This window comes from Mesorhizobium sp. M1252 (assembly GCF_040318265.1).
Taxonomy (GTDB): domain Bacteria; phylum Pseudomonadota; class Alphaproteobacteria; order Rhizobiales; family Rhizobiaceae; genus Mesorhizobium.
Map to the genome: position 1 here is coordinate 112,654 of NZ_JAMYLX010000004.1, position 16,709 is coordinate 129,362.

Here is a 16,709-nt window from a genome sequence, read left to right on the forward strand (position 1 = left end):
CAAGCGCGAGTACAAATCAGCGCCGCAGATGCAGCGGCACCACCTTGTTGTCGGCGCCAAGCAGCGCCTCGATCGACAGCGGCTCCCGGTTGAAGATCGTGCCGGCCAGCGCCGGGCGGCCGAGATGGAACCCCTGTAGCAGGTCGACGCCGCCATCCAGCGCGACGCGCAGATGCACGGATTGCTCGATGCCTTCGACCAGCACCTTGGCGCCGCGATCGTGCAGCGACGAGACGAGCGGCCGGAAGAAGCGCTCGGCGGCAGCGTGGCGGCAGAATTCGGCGAACCAGCCGCCGTCGATCTTCACAATATCCGGTTGAAGCAGGCTCATCCGCTCCGCGGTCGAGTGGCCGGTGCCGAAATCGTCGATGGCGATGCGGATGCCGTGGCGCCGCATCTCGCGCACCAGCGGGGCCAGCACATTATCGTCGGCCGCCTGTTCGGTGATCTCGCAGACCAGCATGGCGGCATGCAGGTCGAGATCGCCGAGATGCCGCGTCATCAGCCGGATCTCGGCCAGCGCCCGCCCGAGATGATCGTTGATCATCGGGTTGTAATTGAAGAACAGGTCGAGCCCGTCGACGCCGATGTTGCGGAAGTTTTTCAGATGCAGCATCCGGCACATCGTCTCGACAAACAGGCGGTCGCCCGGCGCAACACTGTCGAAGAACATGGCCGGTGCAACCGGCATGGAAGCGCGCTGCGGTTCGATCAGCGCCTCGACGGCAACCGCGGCCAACGCGCCACCGCGTGGCGCAAAGATCGGCTGGTAGGCGCTCTTCAGCCGGAACGCGCCATAGACGCCATATTCGATGCCGACCTCGTCGGCAAAGATCGCTTCGCCGATATCGCGACGCCTCTCGCGCTGCCCGGTCATGGCCCGGTCCTGCGCCCGAACACCCTGCCCGGCCGCGCCGGAGGCGCTGCAGTCGGGCCGGCAGGCGTCTTGCCAGGCTCGGCCGCCGCGACAGACGGCTGCGTATCCTTGCCGAAAGCGCGAAAGCTGGTCGGCGCCAGTTCCGGCTTCGCCAGCACGAAGCCCTGCACCATCGATGCGCCGGATTTCTCGGCCAATTCAAGCTGCCAGCCTTCCTCGATGCCTTCGAACACGGTGCGGATGCCCTGTAGTTCGAAGTTCGTCACCATGGCAGTCAGCAGGGCAAAGCCGGCCCCCGATTCCATGAGTTGCGTGATCCAGTGCGCATCGAATTTGACGATGTCGGGCTTGAGCTCCTTGATGCGGTTGATGTCGGATTCATCGGCGCCGTAATCGTCGACAGCGATGCGAAAGCCATTGGCCCGCAGCGCCTCGACAAAGCTGTAGAGCGTTTCCTGCGACGCCGACTTCTGCTCGGTCACCTCGCACACGATGCGGCGCGGATCGATCCCGGCTTCGTGCAGCACCAGCCGCATGTCGCGCAGCGCGTTATCGGCGATGGAGCGCTCGGTAAACACCGACGGATCGAAATTGACGAAGATCGAAGCCTCTTGCGACAGGCAGGCGCCGGCATTGAGCAAATGCAGCGTGCGCGTCAGCGCCTCGATATGCAGGCGGTCGCCGGCCGGACAGGTGCGGAAGAAGTTCATCGGCGATTGCGGCTCGCCGTCACGAAACGGCCGGATCAGCCCCTCGAATGCTGCGATCGAGAGCTTGCCCTCCTTGAAGGCGAAGATCGGCTGAAAGGCGCTCTGCAGCGTGTAGGGACCCCAGACACCTGAAGCGGTGCCGTCATCGTGACGGATGATGTGGGCAAGCCCGGTGCTGCGCGACAAGGGTCCCTCGCTCCGCGAGACAGGCGAAATGGCTGGCGATCCTGCCGTCAAAGGTTTTAGCGGCCGTTGATGAATTTAGTCTTGCCGGGGATAGGCGTCGATTGCAGAGCCCGCAACGCAGAGTGAAACCGTCATGCACGCGCTCCAAAAAGCCGATCTCCACGGGTCCTTGACCCTGGCTCATCCGACAATGCTTGCACTTGCCGGGTCGATGCGACATGAGAGGCGCCGCAGCTGTTTGCGGTTGCGCCGACCCCTCTGGAGATATCTGGCCATGGCCTTTCTTGCCGACGCCCTTGCCCGCGTAAAGCCTTCCGCCACCATCGCGGTGACGCAGAAAGCCCGCGAGCTGAAAAATGCCGGCCGCGACATTATCGGCCTCGGCGCCGGCGAACCGGATTTCGACACGCCCGACAACATCAAGAATGCGGCGATCGAGGCGATCCGCCGCGGCGAGACCAAATACCCGCCGGTTTCGGGCATCGCGCCGCTGCGTGAGGCGATCGCGAAAAAATTCAAGCGCGAGAACAATCTCGACTACAAGCCCGAGCAGACCATTGTCGGCACCGGCGGCAAGCAGATCCTGTTCAACGCCTTCATGGCGACGCTGAACCCAGGCGACGAGGTCATCATCCCCCGCCCCTATTGGGTCAGCTATCCCGAAATGGTGGCGATCTGCGGCGGCACCTCGGTGTTCGCCGATACTTCGATCGACAATGGTTTCAAGCTGACTCCCGCCGTGCTGGAAAAGGCGATCACGCCGAAGACCAAATGGCTGTTGATGAACTCGCCGTCGAACCCGTCCGGCGCCGCATACACGGAAGCCGAGCTGCGCGCGCTGGCCGACGTGCTCTTGAAGCATCCGCATGTCTGGACACTGACCGACGACATGTACGAACACCTGACCTATGGCGACTTCGTCTTCAGGACGATCGCCGAGGTCGAGCCGAAACTCTACGAGCGCACGCTGACCATGAACGGCGTCTCGAAAGCCTACGCCATGACCGGCTGGCGCATCGGCTATGCCGCGGGTCCCGTCCAGCTGATCAAGGCGATGGACATGATCCAGGGCCAGCAGACCTCGGGCGCCTGCACCATCGCGCAATGGGCCTCTGTCGAGGCGCTCAACGGCCCGCAGGATTTCGTCGCCAGGAACAAGGCGATCTTTCAGGGCCGTCGCGACCTCGTCGTGTCGATGCTCAACCAGGCGCGCGGCATAACCTGCCCGTCGCCGGAAGGCGCCTTCTATGTCTACCCGTCCTGCGCCCAGCTGATTGGCAAGAAGACCAAAGCCGGCAAGATAATCGACACCGACGAGACTTTCTGCTCCGAATTGCTCGAAGGCGAGGGTGTCGCAGTGGTGTTCGGCTCGGCCTTCGGCCTCGGCCCCAACTTCCGCATCTCCTACGCCACGTCGGAGACGCTGCTGGAGGAAGCCTGCGCCCGCATCCAGCGGTTCACGGCATCGCTGACCTGAACTGGCGGCACCGAGACGTGAAACCCGGCTTCGAGCCGGGTTTTTGTCAGGAGCAGACCTCAGCCGCCATACTGCTCGCTGGTGACCGCTTCCATCCAATCTGCGTGGACGCCGTCCAGCGCTTCCTGCATGGCGACGTGGGTCATTGTCGTCTTTGGACCCGCGCCGTGCCAGTGCTTCTCGCCCGGCTCGAACGAGATCACGTCGCCCGCCTTGATCTCCTGGATCGGCCCGCCCCATGTCTGCGCAAGGCCGGCGCCCGACGTGACATAGAGCGTTTGGCCGAGCGGATGCGTGTGCCAGTGGGTACGCGCGCCAGGCTCGAAGCTGACCAGCGTGGCCCGCAGCCGCGCCGGCGCTTCCTTCTCGATGATGGGCGTCTGCAGCACGCGGCCGGTGAAATACTTCTCCGGTGCGATGATGGTCGGCACGCTGCCGCAGGCAATGATCTTCATCTCTGGTGACCCCTGAGTTCAGTAGAACCTACCCTGCCCCGGTGCTCGCTACCACCCCAGCCGAGGCCAGAACAGGCCGGCATGTACGCGATAGTCCGCGTAGGCTCCGGCCAGCGGCGTGCGCGAAAATTTCTTCTCTTCGTCCAGCGCCGCAAACACATAGAGGATAGCGATTCCGGCGACCGGCACCACCGCCCAGATCGACCAGGTCGCGATCCCCCACCCGATCCAGAAGACGATGTAGGACGTATAGAAGGGGTGGCGGACATGGCCGTAGGGGCCGTCGGTCAGCAGGCTGTGCGGATCGTCGGGTGCGAAGGCGAAGCGCAATCGCGCCTTGCGCGACGTGACAATCGCCCACCAGAACAGGGCAGAGCTCGCCAGTTCGACGGCAAGTCCGGTGAGCTTTGCCGAACCCGGCTGCGATTGGATCCAAAGGATGGCGAGAAAGAACAGCGCCGTGGCGATGACCGCCGCCGAAATCACCATGGCGCCTGGAGACATCGCCTGCGATTGGAAATGCGCCCGCATCGACCAGACATACTGGCCAAGCGTCGCGATGCTGCAGATCGAGACAAGAAGATCGAGGACTGGTTCCATTGTCGGGATTCCGCGGGTGGTTGCCATGGAGCCGGAGGTTCGTGCCGGCTATCTCTTTAGAAATCGTTTCTTAACCACATGTTTAAAGAACATATAGAGCCAGCGATGCGATGTTGGCGGTCAGGCAAATCTCAAGGTCTAATCCAGCATGAGCATCACTCACCGCAGCATCCGCACGCCGCAGGCCGACTTGCGCCTCAGCCAGTCGTCTGGGTCCGGCATGCCCATCGTCATGATCCATGGCTCGGGCAGTTCGCGCGCCGTGTTTGCCCGTCAGTTCGACAGCCCGCTTGCCGATGCCCATCGGCTGATCGCCTTCGACCTTCCCGGCCATGGCGAGTCCTCCGATGCCCGCGACCCGGCGACCGCCTATACGATTACCGGCCTTGCCCAGACCTCAGCCCGGCTTCTCGACGCTTTGGGCATCGGCCACGCGATCATCTTCGGCTGGTCGCTCGGTGGCCATGTGGCGGTCGAACTTGCCAGCTTCCACCATGCGGTGAACGGCCTGGTGCTGACCGGAGCGCCGCCGGTGTCGAGGGGGCCGTTCGGCATGCTGCGCGGCTTTCACGCAAACTGGGACATGCTGCTGGCCTCCAAGAAGGTCTACTCCGAACGCGACATCGAGCGCTTCGAGGCGCTTTGCTTCGGCGATACCGCCAGTCCGTCTTTCCGCGAAGCCATAAGGCGCACCGACGGCAGGCTTCGCGCCGGCGTGGCGCGCAGCATGTTTGCCGGCAAGGGCGCCGACCAGAAACAGGTGGTCGAGCACGCCCCGTTCCCGGTTGCGGTGATCAATGGAGAGCATGATCCGCTGGTGCGGCTGAGTTACTTCGAGACGGTGGCCTATGGCTCGCTGTGGGAACAATGCCATGTCATATCAGGCGCCGGCCATGCGCCCTTCTGGGAACGTCCGGACCTGTTCAACCCGTTGCTGTCGCGCTACGCCGAGATGGTGGTGAAGCAGAGTGCAGCCGCCACGCCCACGCGCCGCACTCAGGCAAGCTGAAATCGCCCGACGGTTCTGATCCCCGGGGTCTTGCCTCGGCCGCCTGACGGCGGCGCGATTTCTATTTTCCTTGCCCTCCCGGCTAACCCGTGGGACGATGGGTTGGGCAGGTGGCTAAATGAAAACAACCCCGCCCGCGACGGTCGAACAGGCCGGCCGCCGCTCACGACAGGGTGCGATCGGCGCAAAACCGTTTCCACTTTTGCTGATCGCACTCCAAGGGCAACGCCTGAGTGGAGGTCAGCCATGGGTACTCGCGCCGGAGGACGACGCACGGGACCGAAATGCATTGCCATAGTCGGTCCCTTTGCAAGCGGTAAGACGACACTTCTCGAAGCCATCCTCGCCCGTACGGGCGCCATCCCCCGCCAAAATCCCGTTTCATCGGGAAGCACCGTTTCCGATCATTCGCCCGAGGCGCGGGCGCACGCCATGAGCGTCGAGGCGACCTTTGCCACCACCGAATTCATGGGCGAGCAGATCACCTTCGTCGACTGTCCCGGATCGATCGAATTCTCCTTCGAGGCCGAGCCGGTGCTGGCAGCCTGCGATCTCGCGGTGGTCGTCGCCGAGGCCGACGAGAAGAAGATCCCAGCCTTGCAGCTCATCATGCGCAAGCTCGACGATCTCGGCGTGCCGCGCATCCTGTTCCTCAACAAGGTCGACAAGGCAATCGCCGGCGTACGCGATACGCTGAAGATGCTGCAGCCGACGAGCGCGGCGCCGCTGTTGCTGCGCCAGATTCCGCTGCGCAAGGACAATGTGGTGATCGGTTCGATCGACCTGGCGCTGGAGCGCGCCTACATCTACCGCGAATATGCCGAAAGCCAGGTTGCCGAAATTCCAACTGACGACAAGGCGCGCGAACTGGAGGCTCGCTTCTCCATGCTGGAGACGCTTGCCGACCATGACGACCAGTTGATGGAGCAGTTGCTGGAGGAGATCGAGCCGCCGAAAGACGCGGTCTTCGACGATCTGTCCGCCGACCTGCGCGCCGGCGCCATAACGCCGGTGCTGATCGGCACCGCCGAAAAAGGCAACGGCGTGCTGCGCCTTTTGAAGGCGATCCGCCATGACGCACCGGATGTCGAGGCGACGCGCAAACGGCTCGGCGTCCCCGACGGCAATCACACCGTGGTCCAGGTGATGAAGACCATCCACACCGCGCATGGCGGCAAGCTGTCCGTGTCGCGCGTACTCTCCGGCCAGATCGCCGATGCAGCCGAACTCTATTTGTCGAATGGCGAGACGGCGAAGGTCTCCGGCATCTACAAGATGCTCGGAAAGGACCAGTCCAAGCTCACCGCTGCCAAGGCCGGCGACACGGTGGCGTTGGGCAAGCTGGACGAGGTCAAGACCGGCCAGACGTTGAGCTCCACGAAGGGCGGTATCAAGCCGCTGGTCACGCTGACGCCGCCGCAGCCGGTCTTTGCCTTTGCCCTGCGGCCGAAGGAGCGCAAGGACGAGGTCAAAATGTCGGCGGCCATCCAGCGCCTGGCCGAGGAAGATCCCTCGCTCACCTTGCGCCACAATCAGGACTCGGCCGAGACCGTGCTGTCCGGCCATGGCGAGATGCATCTGCGGGTCGTGCGCGAGCGGCTGGAAGGCAAGAATCAGATTCCGGTCGAAGGCCATGCGCCTGCCGTCCCCTATCGCGAGACGATCCGAAAGACGGTGCAGCAGCGCGGCCGCCACAAGAAGCAGTCCGGCGGCCATGGCCAGTTCGGCGATGTGGTGATCGAGATCAAGCCGCTGCCGCGCGGCTCCGGCTTTCAGTTCTCGGACACCATCACCGGCGGCGTCGTGCCCAAGACCTACATCCAGTCGGTCGAAACCGGCGTGCGCGATTATCTGAAATCCGGCCCGCTCGGCTTCCCTGTGGTCGATGTCGCCGTCAACCTCTCCGACGGCTCCTACCACGCCGTCGATTCCTCCGACATGGCTTTCCAGATGGCGGCCAAGCTGGCCATGAAGGAAGGCATGGCGGCCTGCTCGCCGGTGCTGCTCGAGCCGGTCATGAAGGTCGAGATCGTCACGCCGTCCGAAGCCACTTCGAAGATCATCGCGCTGATCCCGCAACGGCGCGGTCAGATCCTTGGCTACGACGCGCGGCCTGACTGGCCGGGATGGGATGTCGTGGAGGCGACCATGCCGCAGGCCGAGATCGGCGACCTGATCATCGAACTGCGCTCGGCGACCTCCGGCGTCGCCAGCTATCGTTGCGCCTTCGATCACATGGCCGAGCTGACCGGACGGTTGGCCGACGAGGCGATGAACGCCAACGGCAAGGCTGCCTGACAGGCCGAAGGATGATCCGCACAAAAAACGGCGCCCGGATGATCCGGACGCCGCTCTTATTGCGGACCGTCTTCTTGGGAGGAAAACGGCAGGTCCGCCGCACGTATCCGCCGCGCCATACGGCACTGACAGACGAATAGGTTCGGACGCGGTAGCCGCCTGAGCCCGGATCTTCCGAGTGATGCCCCCATCTCCCGGTCGAACCACACCGCGTCCTATGATCTGCTTAAACGATGAATCACGCCTGCGGCATGTTACCTGAGGTTACATGTCACTGTTACGCGGCGATTTTGCTCGATTTTTCGCTGGCTACGGCAGGCCCGGAAACAAAAAAGCCGGATCAATGAAGATCCGGCTGAGTTTGATTGGAAGTGCCTGTTAAGGCTAACCTCCAGAGGGGAACACTCGAGGGCGCTAATGGGAGGAGAACGCACCCAGGAGATGATCTATATATGTGCTGTTCATGCCCAAGAAACAAGCATCTATTTTGCAACACACGCATGCAAAAAGGTACAGGCTGTGGTCTAACCCATGTCTAGGGGCCATAGGACCACGAAAAGTTGCCAAATGAATGGCGCGACCATGCTGTTGCCTTCGCAGAACCGCAAGTCGGGCTGATTCTCGCGCTCGCGGGCAAAAAGCCGAATGACGTTGAATCGGGCACCAGGCGTTTATTTTTGCGGCAGCGGGATGGGAAGGGTCGGCCGGAAGAAGGGAGACCTGACATGCGGACACCCCAGGCGATCGCCGGCAGCGCGGTCTTCTTCATCGCCGCACCTTGTGTCGTCGCCGGGCTGGTGCCCTGGCTGCTCACGGACCGCTACCGTCTGCCGCTGTCGACGGTGCCCGGCTTCGTGCCGGCCGGCTCCATCCTAATCGTCGCGGCCATCGCCCTGCTCGTCCAGTCCTTTGCCCGCTTCGCGCTCGAAGGCCTCGGCACGCCGGCGCCTGTCGCGCCCACCGAGAGACTGGTGATCGGCGGCGTCTACCGCCATGTCCGCAACCCGATGTACGTCGCCGTGCTGTCGATCATCCTCGGCCAGGCGTTGCTGTTTTCAAGCTGGAGCGTCGCTGCCTATGCCGCCATCGGCGCGATCGTCATGGGCTCTTTCGTCAGGTTCTATGAGGAGCCGACTCTCGCCCGCCGCTACGGTGGCGAATACGAGACCTACCGCCGCAATGTTCCCGGCTGGCTGCCACGGCTGACGCCTTGGCGGGGGTGACCAGCACCTCCCAAGGGCATGTTTAAAATGACCAGCTGCGCGCTTTGGCGATGATGAAGTCGCGGAAGACGTGCAGCTTGGCCTGGTTCTTCATTGCATCGGGATAGGCGAAATAGGTGTCGAAGGACGGCACCTCGGTCTCCGGCAAAAGCTGCACCAGATCCGATTCCTTGGAGATCACGTAGTCGGGCAGCATGGCGATGCCGGCGCCGCCCTGCACGGCGCGCTTGATCGACAAGATGTCGTTGATCTGCAGCGTCGGCACCCTTTGCCCACCGTCGAAATCGCCGATCGTTTCCAGCCAGTTCAGCTCCGACAGATGCGACGGCACCGGCACACCGAAAGTGACGATGCGATGGTTCTTCAGATCGGCGACCGAGGTCGGCTTGCCGTGCTTGCCGACATAGGACGGCGAGGCATAGAGGTGGAAATGCACGGTGAACAGGCGGCGCTGGATAAGGTCGGGCTGCTGCGGCTGGCGCAGCCGTATCGCGCAGTCGGCCTGGCGCATGGTGAGGTCGAGTTCCTCATTGGCCAGGATCAGCTGCAGGCTGATTTCCGGATAGAGCTCGATGAATTCCTGCACCCGCTCGGTCAGCCAGCCGGCGCCGAGCCCGACCGTGGTCGTTACCCTCAGCACGCCTGAGGGACGGTCCTTGGCCTCGGTCAGCTTCGACTTGATGGTCTCCAGCTTCATCAGCACGTCATGCGCCGTGCGGAACAGCATTTCGCCCTGCTCGGTCAGCACCAGGCCGCGGGCATGGCGATTGAACAGCGGCACCCCGACATCATGTTCAAGCGCGCTGACCTGGCGTGAAATCGCCGATTGCGACAGGTGCAAAGTCTCGGCGGCATGGGTAAACGACCCAGCCTCCGCCGCTGCGTGAAACACGCGAAGCTTGTCCCAGTCCAACGCCATTGAGTTCCCCTCGTTCTGTTTTTGGCGTCTGAATGAAAAATCAGGCTTTTGAACGGCTTGCGACGCCGTCTTGATAGATTTTATTCCGCCGCTTCGCGGTGCACCTCGATGCCGGCCAGGTATTTTTCCGCCTCGAGCGCGGCCATGCAGCCGAGCCCGGCGGCGGTCACCGCCTGACGGTAGATATCGTCGGTCACGTCACCGGCGGCGAACACGCCGGGAACGTCCGTGCGGGTCGAATTCGGCGCCGTCCACAGATAGCCGTTCGGCTTCTGCTTCAGCTTGCCGACAAACAATTCCACCGCCGGCGCATGGCCGATCGCCACGAACACGCCGTCCACCTGGAGATGGCTGACCTCGCCGGTCACCGCATTTCTGAGCTTCAGCCCTTCGACCGAAGGCGGCAGCGGCGTCTTGCCGGGCCGGCCGGTGATCTCGTCGACGATCGTGTCCCAGATGACTCGGACATTGTCCTTTTTCAACAGCCGCTCACGCAGGATGCGCTCGGCGCGGAAATCGTTGCGCCGGTGGATGACGGTCACGCTCTTCGCCAGATTGGAGAGATAGAGCGCCTCCTCCACCGCCGAATTGCCGCCGCCGATGACAGCGACATCCTTGCCGCGATAGAAAAAACCATCGCAGGTGGCGCAGGCCGACACGCCGAAGCCCATGAAGGTCTGTTCGGTGGGGATGCCCAGCCATTTCGCCTGCGCGCCGGTGGCAATGATCAGCGCGTCGGCCGTGTAGGTGGTGCCGGAATCGCCCGTGGCGCGGAACGGCCGCACATTGAGGTCAACCTCGGTGATGATGTCGTTGATGATATCGGTGCCGACATGCTCGGCCTGCTTCAGCATCTGCTCCATCAGCCACGGGCCCTGGATCGGATCGGCGAAGCCCGGATAGTTTTCGACATCGGTGGTGATCATCAGCTGCCCGCCCTGCTGCAAGCCTGCTACGAGCATCGGCTTGAGCATGGCGCGCGCGGCGTAGACTGCGGCGGTATAGCCGGCCGGGCCGGAACCGATGATAAGGACAGGCGCGTGCTTGGTGGTCATCTAAAGCCTCTGCGGGGCAGACAATCGAGTGTGCCTTGGAAAACGACGTGAAATGCTGCTGGCAATGTAAGGGTTGCCAACCACACCAGCAAGACGATCAGGCCGTCGTCCCCGGAAAGCTTCGGCCTACAGGCTTATTCGCGCAATGGCCGCTTTCGTTACGGTTGCGAAATCGCCCGACCAAAGGGCTGGCATCGACACAAAAGTCGTTTAAGGACGAGAGCGCGAAAGATTCTTGCGCTAAGCCGAGACCGCCATGCCCCTGAAAGCCGACCTCGACGCCATCGACTGGAAGATTCTGCGCGAGCTTCAGGCCGACGGGCGCATGACCAATGTCGAACTGTCGAGCCGTGTCGGCATTTCCGCCCCGCCCTGCCTGCGCCGTGTCCGGCGGCTGGAGGAAACCGGCATCATCAGAGGCTATCGCGCCTTGCTCAACGCGCCGGCGCTCGGCATGGATGTCGTCGCCTTCTGCCTGATCGGCCTGCATCACCAAGCCGACGCGGAGCTCAAAGCTTTCGCCGAGCGCACTCGCGGCTGGCCGATCGTGCGCGACGCCTGGATGGTCTCGGGCGAATCCGACTTCCTGCTGCATTGCGTGGCGAGCGATCTCGGCACATTCCAGACCTTCGTCATTGAAGAACTGGCCTCGGCCCCCAATGTCGACACGGTGCGCACCGCGCTGACCATCCGCCGCGTCAAGGACGAAGGGCTGGTGGCGTTCAGCGCCTGATAAGCGAGATTAACTTCGAAAAAGCATGTGCGACGCCGACCAAGACATACCCCAACAGACACACTGCTACCTCTCCGACAACTGGCAAAAGAATGAAGCCGTCCCCAGGGCCGGGGCTCTCACCAGGGGACATCTCCGGCAAAGCTAAAAAGGCTAGCAAAATAGGTGAGCAAGCAAGCCAGACGAATGTGATGACATGCGGCAACCATTTGAGACGGAAAATGTTTTTTGACGCGAGAACGCCGCGCCGATCACAATCATGTTGACGACGAATATGAGCCAGAAAGCGAATTCTGGCGCCGAAATCGTAGGGTATTCCGGGTCAGATTGCGTGAACATGAGCGGCCAAGGTTGAATATGCCATCCGGTTTCAGCTACGGAATCGGGAGTACTTTGACCCACCCTGCCAAGGGCAGGATCTGCTACCTGCGCTCCACCGTGAGAACAACAGGCAATCCCCAGGGCACATCTAGCGGTGCTTGAAGCAGTGAGACGTCGCCATCCGCGACCTGGGCTTCCCACTTGGCATAGTGTTTCAACCGGTAGTTCCCGGAGCGGACGCTGAGGCAGGCAACAGGCCCGCCATCGAGGTTTAGCGCCGTCTTGAGATCGAGGTCGGTCTGCAACAGGAAGTTTGCTAGCCGGTCCAGCGAGAAGAAAGCGTCCTTGGTCGAACCGACGATGATCCAGCCCTGACGATCTTCCGCGATAAAGGTGCGGTTGGCCAACCAGTTGCTCTTGGCGCGTACATTGTTGCGGCCGTCCTCACCGACAAGCAATGGATAGGAAACCATAGCGTTTTCGGCATTCTCCGTGACTGCGCGCCAGTCACGTGAATTGAGATCGACCACATGCGTGCCGGAGGCATTCACGAACCAGGCGCCGGCCTTCGCATCGTATTCATCCGGCCCGAGCCTCGCACCCATGCTGACAAAGGGCGTGTCGGCTTCGCCCTTCAGTCCGAAATAACTGCCATTGACGATCAGAACGGTGCCGCCTGTGCCTTGTGGATTGAGTGCCGCTTCCCACTGGTCGATGTCCTTGGCACCACTGGGCTCGTTACGGGCAACGAAACGGAATTTGGCTGGATCGAAACGGTTGAGATAGAGCCGGTCAATTTCACGGTCGCCCGCCATGACGGGGATTTCTCTGACCTGGAATCCAGGCTCGGTTTCATTCCATGAGCTGGCTCCAGCGGTCACATCAGGAATTTCCGATTTCAACGCAAGCTGCATGGCAGGCGAGAGACGCGCATCGTCGGGTGCAACGGCGATCCAGTAGCTTCCGCCGCGGCGAAGAAGTGCATTGAGCCCATACACGCCGTGTTTTTGCCAGACATACCCCACGGCTGAAAGCACAGCCAATATCAACAAGACAACGGCAACAGAGATTGCTTTCTTCAATGAATTCCCCTCGTTCTTCGATGGAATGACATCTGCAAATTTCTTGCTTGAATGATGTCTGATCTCTGCAGTTTTTCCGCAAAAGAGCGTGGTGCTTTCCTGGGGAATAGCGTCAAAGCAAAGAAATGGATCGGCTCGCCGTTTCTGCGAAACGGTGAAACGCTCAAGCTAACCCATTGAGATTGCGTCGCAACAGATCCGGAAAGCTAGTTCAGTCTCGATCCGAGCGACTCGACAGCTCTCAAAAGCCGTTCCAGATCATCGGGGTTGCGCAGCGGCAGAACCTCGAAGCCCGGCTCATTACTTCCCTCGCCATCCACCAGCCAGCCGCGCGGCAGGCCGGCACGTTGTCCGGCCTGCATATCCGCGGCCTTGTCGCCGACTATCAGCGAGCGCTTGAGATCGAGGCCGAGACGCTGCCGGGCCTGTAGCAGCATGCCCGGATTGGGCTTGCGCATTGGATGGTCGGCGACCGCCAGTGGCCCGCTGCCCGCCTCGTGGTAGGCGCAGGCCAGAACCATGTCGACGAAGGCATCGCCGGCGGCAAGCAGCTTGAGAACCCGGCCGTTGACCGCGGCAAATTCCTTCCAGCCGAAATAGCCGCGCGCGATGCCGGACTGGTTGGTGACGATGACCACCGGGATGTTGCCCCGGTTGGCCGCCGCGATGACCGGCACGATGCCGTCGCGCAGCGCCATTTTGGCTGGATCGTCGGGATAGCCGGTGTCGACATTGATGGTGCCGTCGCGGTCGAGGAACAGCGCCGGCGCGTTGGCTGGAAACACCCGCGAACCCACCCGCTCAACCCACAGGCCGGGCTCAGCCAGCGGGTATGGACCGTAGGCCCCGGTGTCAGCCATTCGACAGACGGTCTTCCACCACCTCGCAGAGATAGTGGTAGAGGCAGAGATGTCCCTGCTGGATGATCGGCGTCGAGGTCGAGGGCACGTTGAGCAGTATGTCGGTGAGCGGCTTGAGTTTGCCACCGCTGTCGCCGGTGAGGCTGACCACCGTCATGCCCATCATCCGAGCCTGTTCGGCGGCAGCCAGAATGCTCGGCGAATTGCCGCTGGTCGAGATGGCAAGCAGCACGCCGCCGGGCGCGCCATGCGCCTCGACCTGGCGCGAAAACACGGTGTCGAAGCCATAGTCATTGCCCCAGGCGGTCAGCATGCCCGCGTTGGCCGGCAGCGCAATCACATTGTAGGCCTTGCGCTCCTTAAGGAAGCGGCCGACCAGTTCGGTGGCAATGTGGATGGCGTCGCTGGCCGAGCCGCCATTGCCGCAGACCAGCAGCGCCTTGCCCGAGGAAAGCGCGGCGACGACCGCACTCACAGCACGTTCCATCTCGGCGGTCAGGTCACGCTCGACTGTCGCGGTGATCGCGGCCGCCGAGCGGACCAGATAGTCATTCAGTCCGGACATGAAATCCCTCAGTTGGTACCGCCGCCGGCGCGCAATTTGCCGATCGTGCCGGTGGTGCTCTTGCCGGCGACAAGGTCGACCAGGACGACGCGCCCGCCCGCCTTCTGCACCACATCGGCGCCGACAACGGTTTCGACCGTGTAGTCGGCGCCCTTGACCAGAATGTCGGGCAGAAGCGCCTCGATCAGCGCCAGCGGCGTATCCTCTTCGAACACCACGACCGCATCGACCGAGGCCAGGGCGGCGAGCACGCAGGCACGATCATGCTGATCGTTGACCGGGCGCCCTGCGCCTTTCAGCCGACGCACCGAGGCATCGCTGTTGAGGCCGAGCACCAGCCGGTCGCACTGGCTGCGCGCCGCGTGGAGAAGACTGACATGGCCGGCATGCAATATATCGAAGCAGCCATTGGTGAAGCCGACGCTCAGGCCCTCGTCCTTCCACGCCGCCACCATGCGCGCGGCCGATGCGGCATCGAGGATGGCGTCCTTATGGGCGGTGGGGCCGTGCGAGCGGAACAGCGCGCCGGTGAGTTCCTCCACGGTCAGCCGCGCGGTGCCGCGTTTGCCCACCACCACACCGCCGGCGGCATTGGCGATGGAGGCGGCCATGACGCGATCGGCGCCCGCGGCCAGAGCCAGCGCGAAGCTCGCGATTACCGTATCGCCGGCGCCCGAAACGTCGAACACTTCGCGCGCCTGGGTGGCGATGTGGCGCGCCTCATCCGCGCCGACGACGCTCATGCCCTTTTCGCTGCGGGTGGCGACGACGAAGTCGAAGCCATGTGCCGAAATCAGCTGGCGTGCCGCCGCGACGATCTCGTCGTCGGCGAAAACCGGGCGACCGACAGCTTCGCCAAGCTCCTTGCGGTTGGGCGTGATGGCGGTCGCGCCGGCATAGCGCGCATAGTCGCGGCCCTTGGGATCGACCAGCACCGGTTTTCCCGCCTCGCGGCAGATGGCGATCAGGTCGGCGGCGACGCCGTCGAGCAAGATGCCCTTGCCATAGTCGGACAGAATGACGATGTCGGCGCGCGTGAGTGCGGCGCGAAAATGCCGGACCAGGTCCGCCCGTTCCTTGTCGTCGAGCGGCTTGATCTCTTCCTCATCGAAGCGCAGCACCTGCTGATTGAGCGCGCTGAAGCGGCTCTTCGACGACGTCATGCGACCGCGCTCCTGCGCCATATCAGCCGTATCGGCGCCGAGTTCGCGCAGCATGCGCACCAGATTGTCGCCGGCCACATCGGTGCCGATCACCGATATGGGAATAGCGCTGGCACCCAGCGAGACGATGTTGGCGACAACGTTGCCTGCGCCGCCCATCGTCGAGGTCTCGCCGCGCCCGTGCAGCACCGGGATCGGCGCTTCCGGCGAGATGCGCTCGATGACGCCGTTGACGAAACGGTCGAGGATGAAGTCGCCGACCACCAGCACGGCAACGTCGCCAAAGCGGGCAATGGCGCGGTGCAAAGGTTCGGGCGAAGGCGGATTGTGCTTGATCATGTCACTGGCAATGCGAGGGAAAGGCCGACCTCAATCACGCTGAAAATTGTCAATTTACGGGCCGGATCGTTCATGGCGAAGCCGATATACCGCAAATCCGCGCAGCGCAACGTCAGGGCGGCCGTCAGCTCTTCTGCAACGCGACGTGGACGCCCAGTCCGACCAGCACCGCCCCGCCCGCCCTCTGCATGATGCGCTGCGCACGGCTGGAGCGCTTCAGCCGGGCGATCACCATGCCTGCCAGCAACACGCAGACAATATCTGCCGAAGAGAACATTAAATTGACGATGGTGCCCAGCACGACGAATTGCAGCCACACCGGGAAACCCGCCGAGGCATCGATGAACTGTGGCAGGAACGCCATGAAGAAGATCGCCGTCTTCGGATTGAGCACTTCGACGGTGATGCTCTCGAAAAATGCCCGGCGCACCGATTTGCGCTCGATCGCCGGCAGCGCCGTGTCACCGTCCCCGCGCTTGCGGAACAAGGACACGCCAAGCCAGATCAGATAGAGCGCGCCGATGAGCTTGACCGCCATGTAGAGCGGCGGCACCGCATGGAAGAGCACCGACAGCCCGGCGGCAGCCGCAAAGACATGGAAATAACCGCCAAGATGGATGCCAAGTGCCGCCGTCAGCCCCGACCAGCGCCCGCGCGCCATGGTCTGCGCGGCGGCATAGAGCATCGCCGGTCCTGGAATATAGGCAAAGATCGCCGTGGTGGCGAAAAACGCAATGAGCAGTTCGGTCGACGGCATTTTTTGTCCCCTAGCTTGCGGGCCTCGAATAAAGCGGGCCGCTTCGCGGTCTCACTGTGGCGTCGTGGTGCTTCATCGAC

General features: G+C 62.7%; 16 protein-coding genes. 5 read left to right on the top strand and 11 right to left on the bottom strand.

Annotation, left to right across the window (positions count from 1 at the left end):
* Positions 1-16: 16 nt before the first annotated feature.
* The gene (locus NKH22_RS09740) at positions 17-877 is read right to left on the bottom strand and encodes an EAL domain-containing protein (RefSeq protein WP_023689726.1); all 861 of its coding nucleotides are present in this window, start codon (positions 875-877) and stop codon (positions 17-19) included.
* Complete coding sequence (locus tag NKH22_RS09745) at positions 874-1,773, bottom strand: EAL domain-containing protein (RefSeq protein ID WP_023691538.1); 900 nt, start codon at positions 1,771-1,773, stop codon at positions 874-876. The genes NKH22_RS09740 and NKH22_RS09745 overlap by 4 nt, the downstream gene beginning before the upstream one ends.
* A gap of 274 nt (positions 1,774-2,047) precedes the next feature.
* On the opposite strand from NKH22_RS09745, the gene NKH22_RS09750 reads away from it, so the two are divergent.
* Complete coding sequence (locus NKH22_RS09750; protein WP_027049934.1) at positions 2,048-3,250, top strand: pyridoxal phosphate-dependent aminotransferase; 1,203 nt, start codon at positions 2,048-2,050, stop codon at positions 3,248-3,250.
* 59 nt (positions 3,251-3,309) lie between these two features.
* On the opposite strand, the gene NKH22_RS09755 is transcribed toward NKH22_RS09750, so the two are convergent.
* On the bottom strand, positions 3,310-3,705 hold the full coding sequence (locus NKH22_RS09755; protein WP_023683764.1) for a (R)-mandelonitrile lyase: 396 nt from the start codon (positions 3,703-3,705) through the stop codon (positions 3,310-3,312).
* Between the two features lie 48 nt (positions 3,706-3,753).
* A complete protein-coding gene (locus NKH22_RS09760) occupies positions 3,754-4,305 on the bottom strand; it encodes a methyltransferase family protein (protein ID WP_027049933.1) in 552 nt (183 codons plus the stop codon).
* 148 nt (positions 4,306-4,453) lie between these two features.
* Here NKH22_RS09760 and NKH22_RS09765 point away from each other — a divergent pair, with 148 nt between their 5' ends.
* The 3 genes from NKH22_RS09765 (at position 4,454) to NKH22_RS09775 (ending at position 8,835) form a co-directional block, all read left to right on the top strand.
* Entirely contained in the window at positions 4,454-5,314 is an 861-nt protein-coding gene (locus tag NKH22_RS09765; protein WP_027049932.1) for an alpha/beta fold hydrolase, read from the top strand.
* A gap of 246 nt (positions 5,315-5,560) precedes the next feature.
* Positions 5,561-7,612 carry an elongation factor G gene (locus NKH22_RS09770; RefSeq protein ID WP_023683761.1) on the top strand — a complete coding sequence of 684 codons (2,052 nt, stop codon included), beginning with the start codon at positions 5,561-5,563 and terminating at the stop codon, positions 7,610-7,612.
* Positions 7,613-8,337: 725 nt separating this feature from the next.
* A complete protein-coding gene (locus NKH22_RS09775; RefSeq protein WP_023711177.1) occupies positions 8,338-8,835 on the top strand; it encodes a methyltransferase family protein in 498 nt (165 codons plus the stop codon).
* Positions 8,836-8,857: 22 nt separating this feature from the next.
* Here the strand turns inward: NKH22_RS09775 and NKH22_RS09780 are convergent, their stop codons facing one another.
* The gene (locus NKH22_RS09780; protein WP_023671970.1) at positions 8,858-9,754 is read right to left on the bottom strand and encodes a LysR family transcriptional regulator; all 897 of its coding nucleotides are present in this window, start codon (positions 9,752-9,754) and stop codon (positions 8,858-8,860) included.
* Between the two features lie 80 nt (positions 9,755-9,834).
* Complete coding sequence (gene trxB / locus NKH22_RS09785; protein WP_023711176.1) at positions 9,835-10,809, bottom strand: thioredoxin-disulfide reductase; 975 nt, start codon at positions 10,807-10,809, stop codon at positions 9,835-9,837.
* A gap of 256 nt (positions 10,810-11,065) precedes the next feature.
* Here trxB and NKH22_RS09790 point away from each other — a divergent pair, with 256 nt between their 5' ends.
* Positions 11,066-11,542 (top strand): Lrp/AsnC family transcriptional regulator, encoded by a 477-nt coding sequence (locus tag NKH22_RS09790; protein WP_023689719.1) that lies wholly within the window; start codon positions 11,066-11,068, stop codon positions 11,540-11,542.
* Between the two features lie 422 nt (positions 11,543-11,964).
* Here the strand turns inward: NKH22_RS09790 and NKH22_RS09795 are convergent, their stop codons facing one another.
* The 5 genes from NKH22_RS09795 to NKH22_RS09815 form a co-directional block, all read right to left on the bottom strand.
* Positions 11,965-12,945 carry a phosphodiester glycosidase family protein gene (locus NKH22_RS09795; RefSeq protein ID WP_245260033.1) on the bottom strand — a complete coding sequence of 327 codons (981 nt, stop codon included), beginning with the start codon at positions 12,943-12,945 and terminating at the stop codon, positions 11,965-11,967.
* Positions 12,946-13,151: 206 nt separating this feature from the next.
* Positions 13,152-13,805: a D-glycero-alpha-D-manno-heptose-1,7-bisphosphate 7-phosphatase gene (locus NKH22_RS09800; protein ID WP_023754552.1), complete on the bottom strand. Its 654-nt coding sequence runs from the start codon at positions 13,803-13,805 to the stop codon at positions 13,152-13,154.
* A complete protein-coding gene (locus NKH22_RS09805; protein WP_023671975.1) occupies positions 13,798-14,370 on the bottom strand; it encodes a D-sedoheptulose-7-phosphate isomerase in 573 nt (190 codons plus the stop codon). The genes NKH22_RS09800 and NKH22_RS09805 overlap by 8 nt, the downstream gene beginning before the upstream one ends.
* An 8-nt stretch (positions 14,371-14,378) precedes the next feature.
* Complete coding sequence (gene rfaE1, locus NKH22_RS09810; RefSeq protein ID WP_023671976.1) at positions 14,379-15,872, bottom strand: D-glycero-beta-D-manno-heptose-7-phosphate kinase; 1,494 nt, start codon at positions 15,870-15,872, stop codon at positions 14,379-14,381.
* Between the two features lie 124 nt (positions 15,873-15,996).
* Positions 15,997-16,629, bottom strand: coding sequence for a LysE family translocator (locus NKH22_RS09815; protein ID WP_023754553.1), 633 nt, complete (start codon positions 16,627-16,629; stop codon positions 15,997-15,999).
* Positions 16,630-16,709 lie beyond the last annotated feature (80 nt).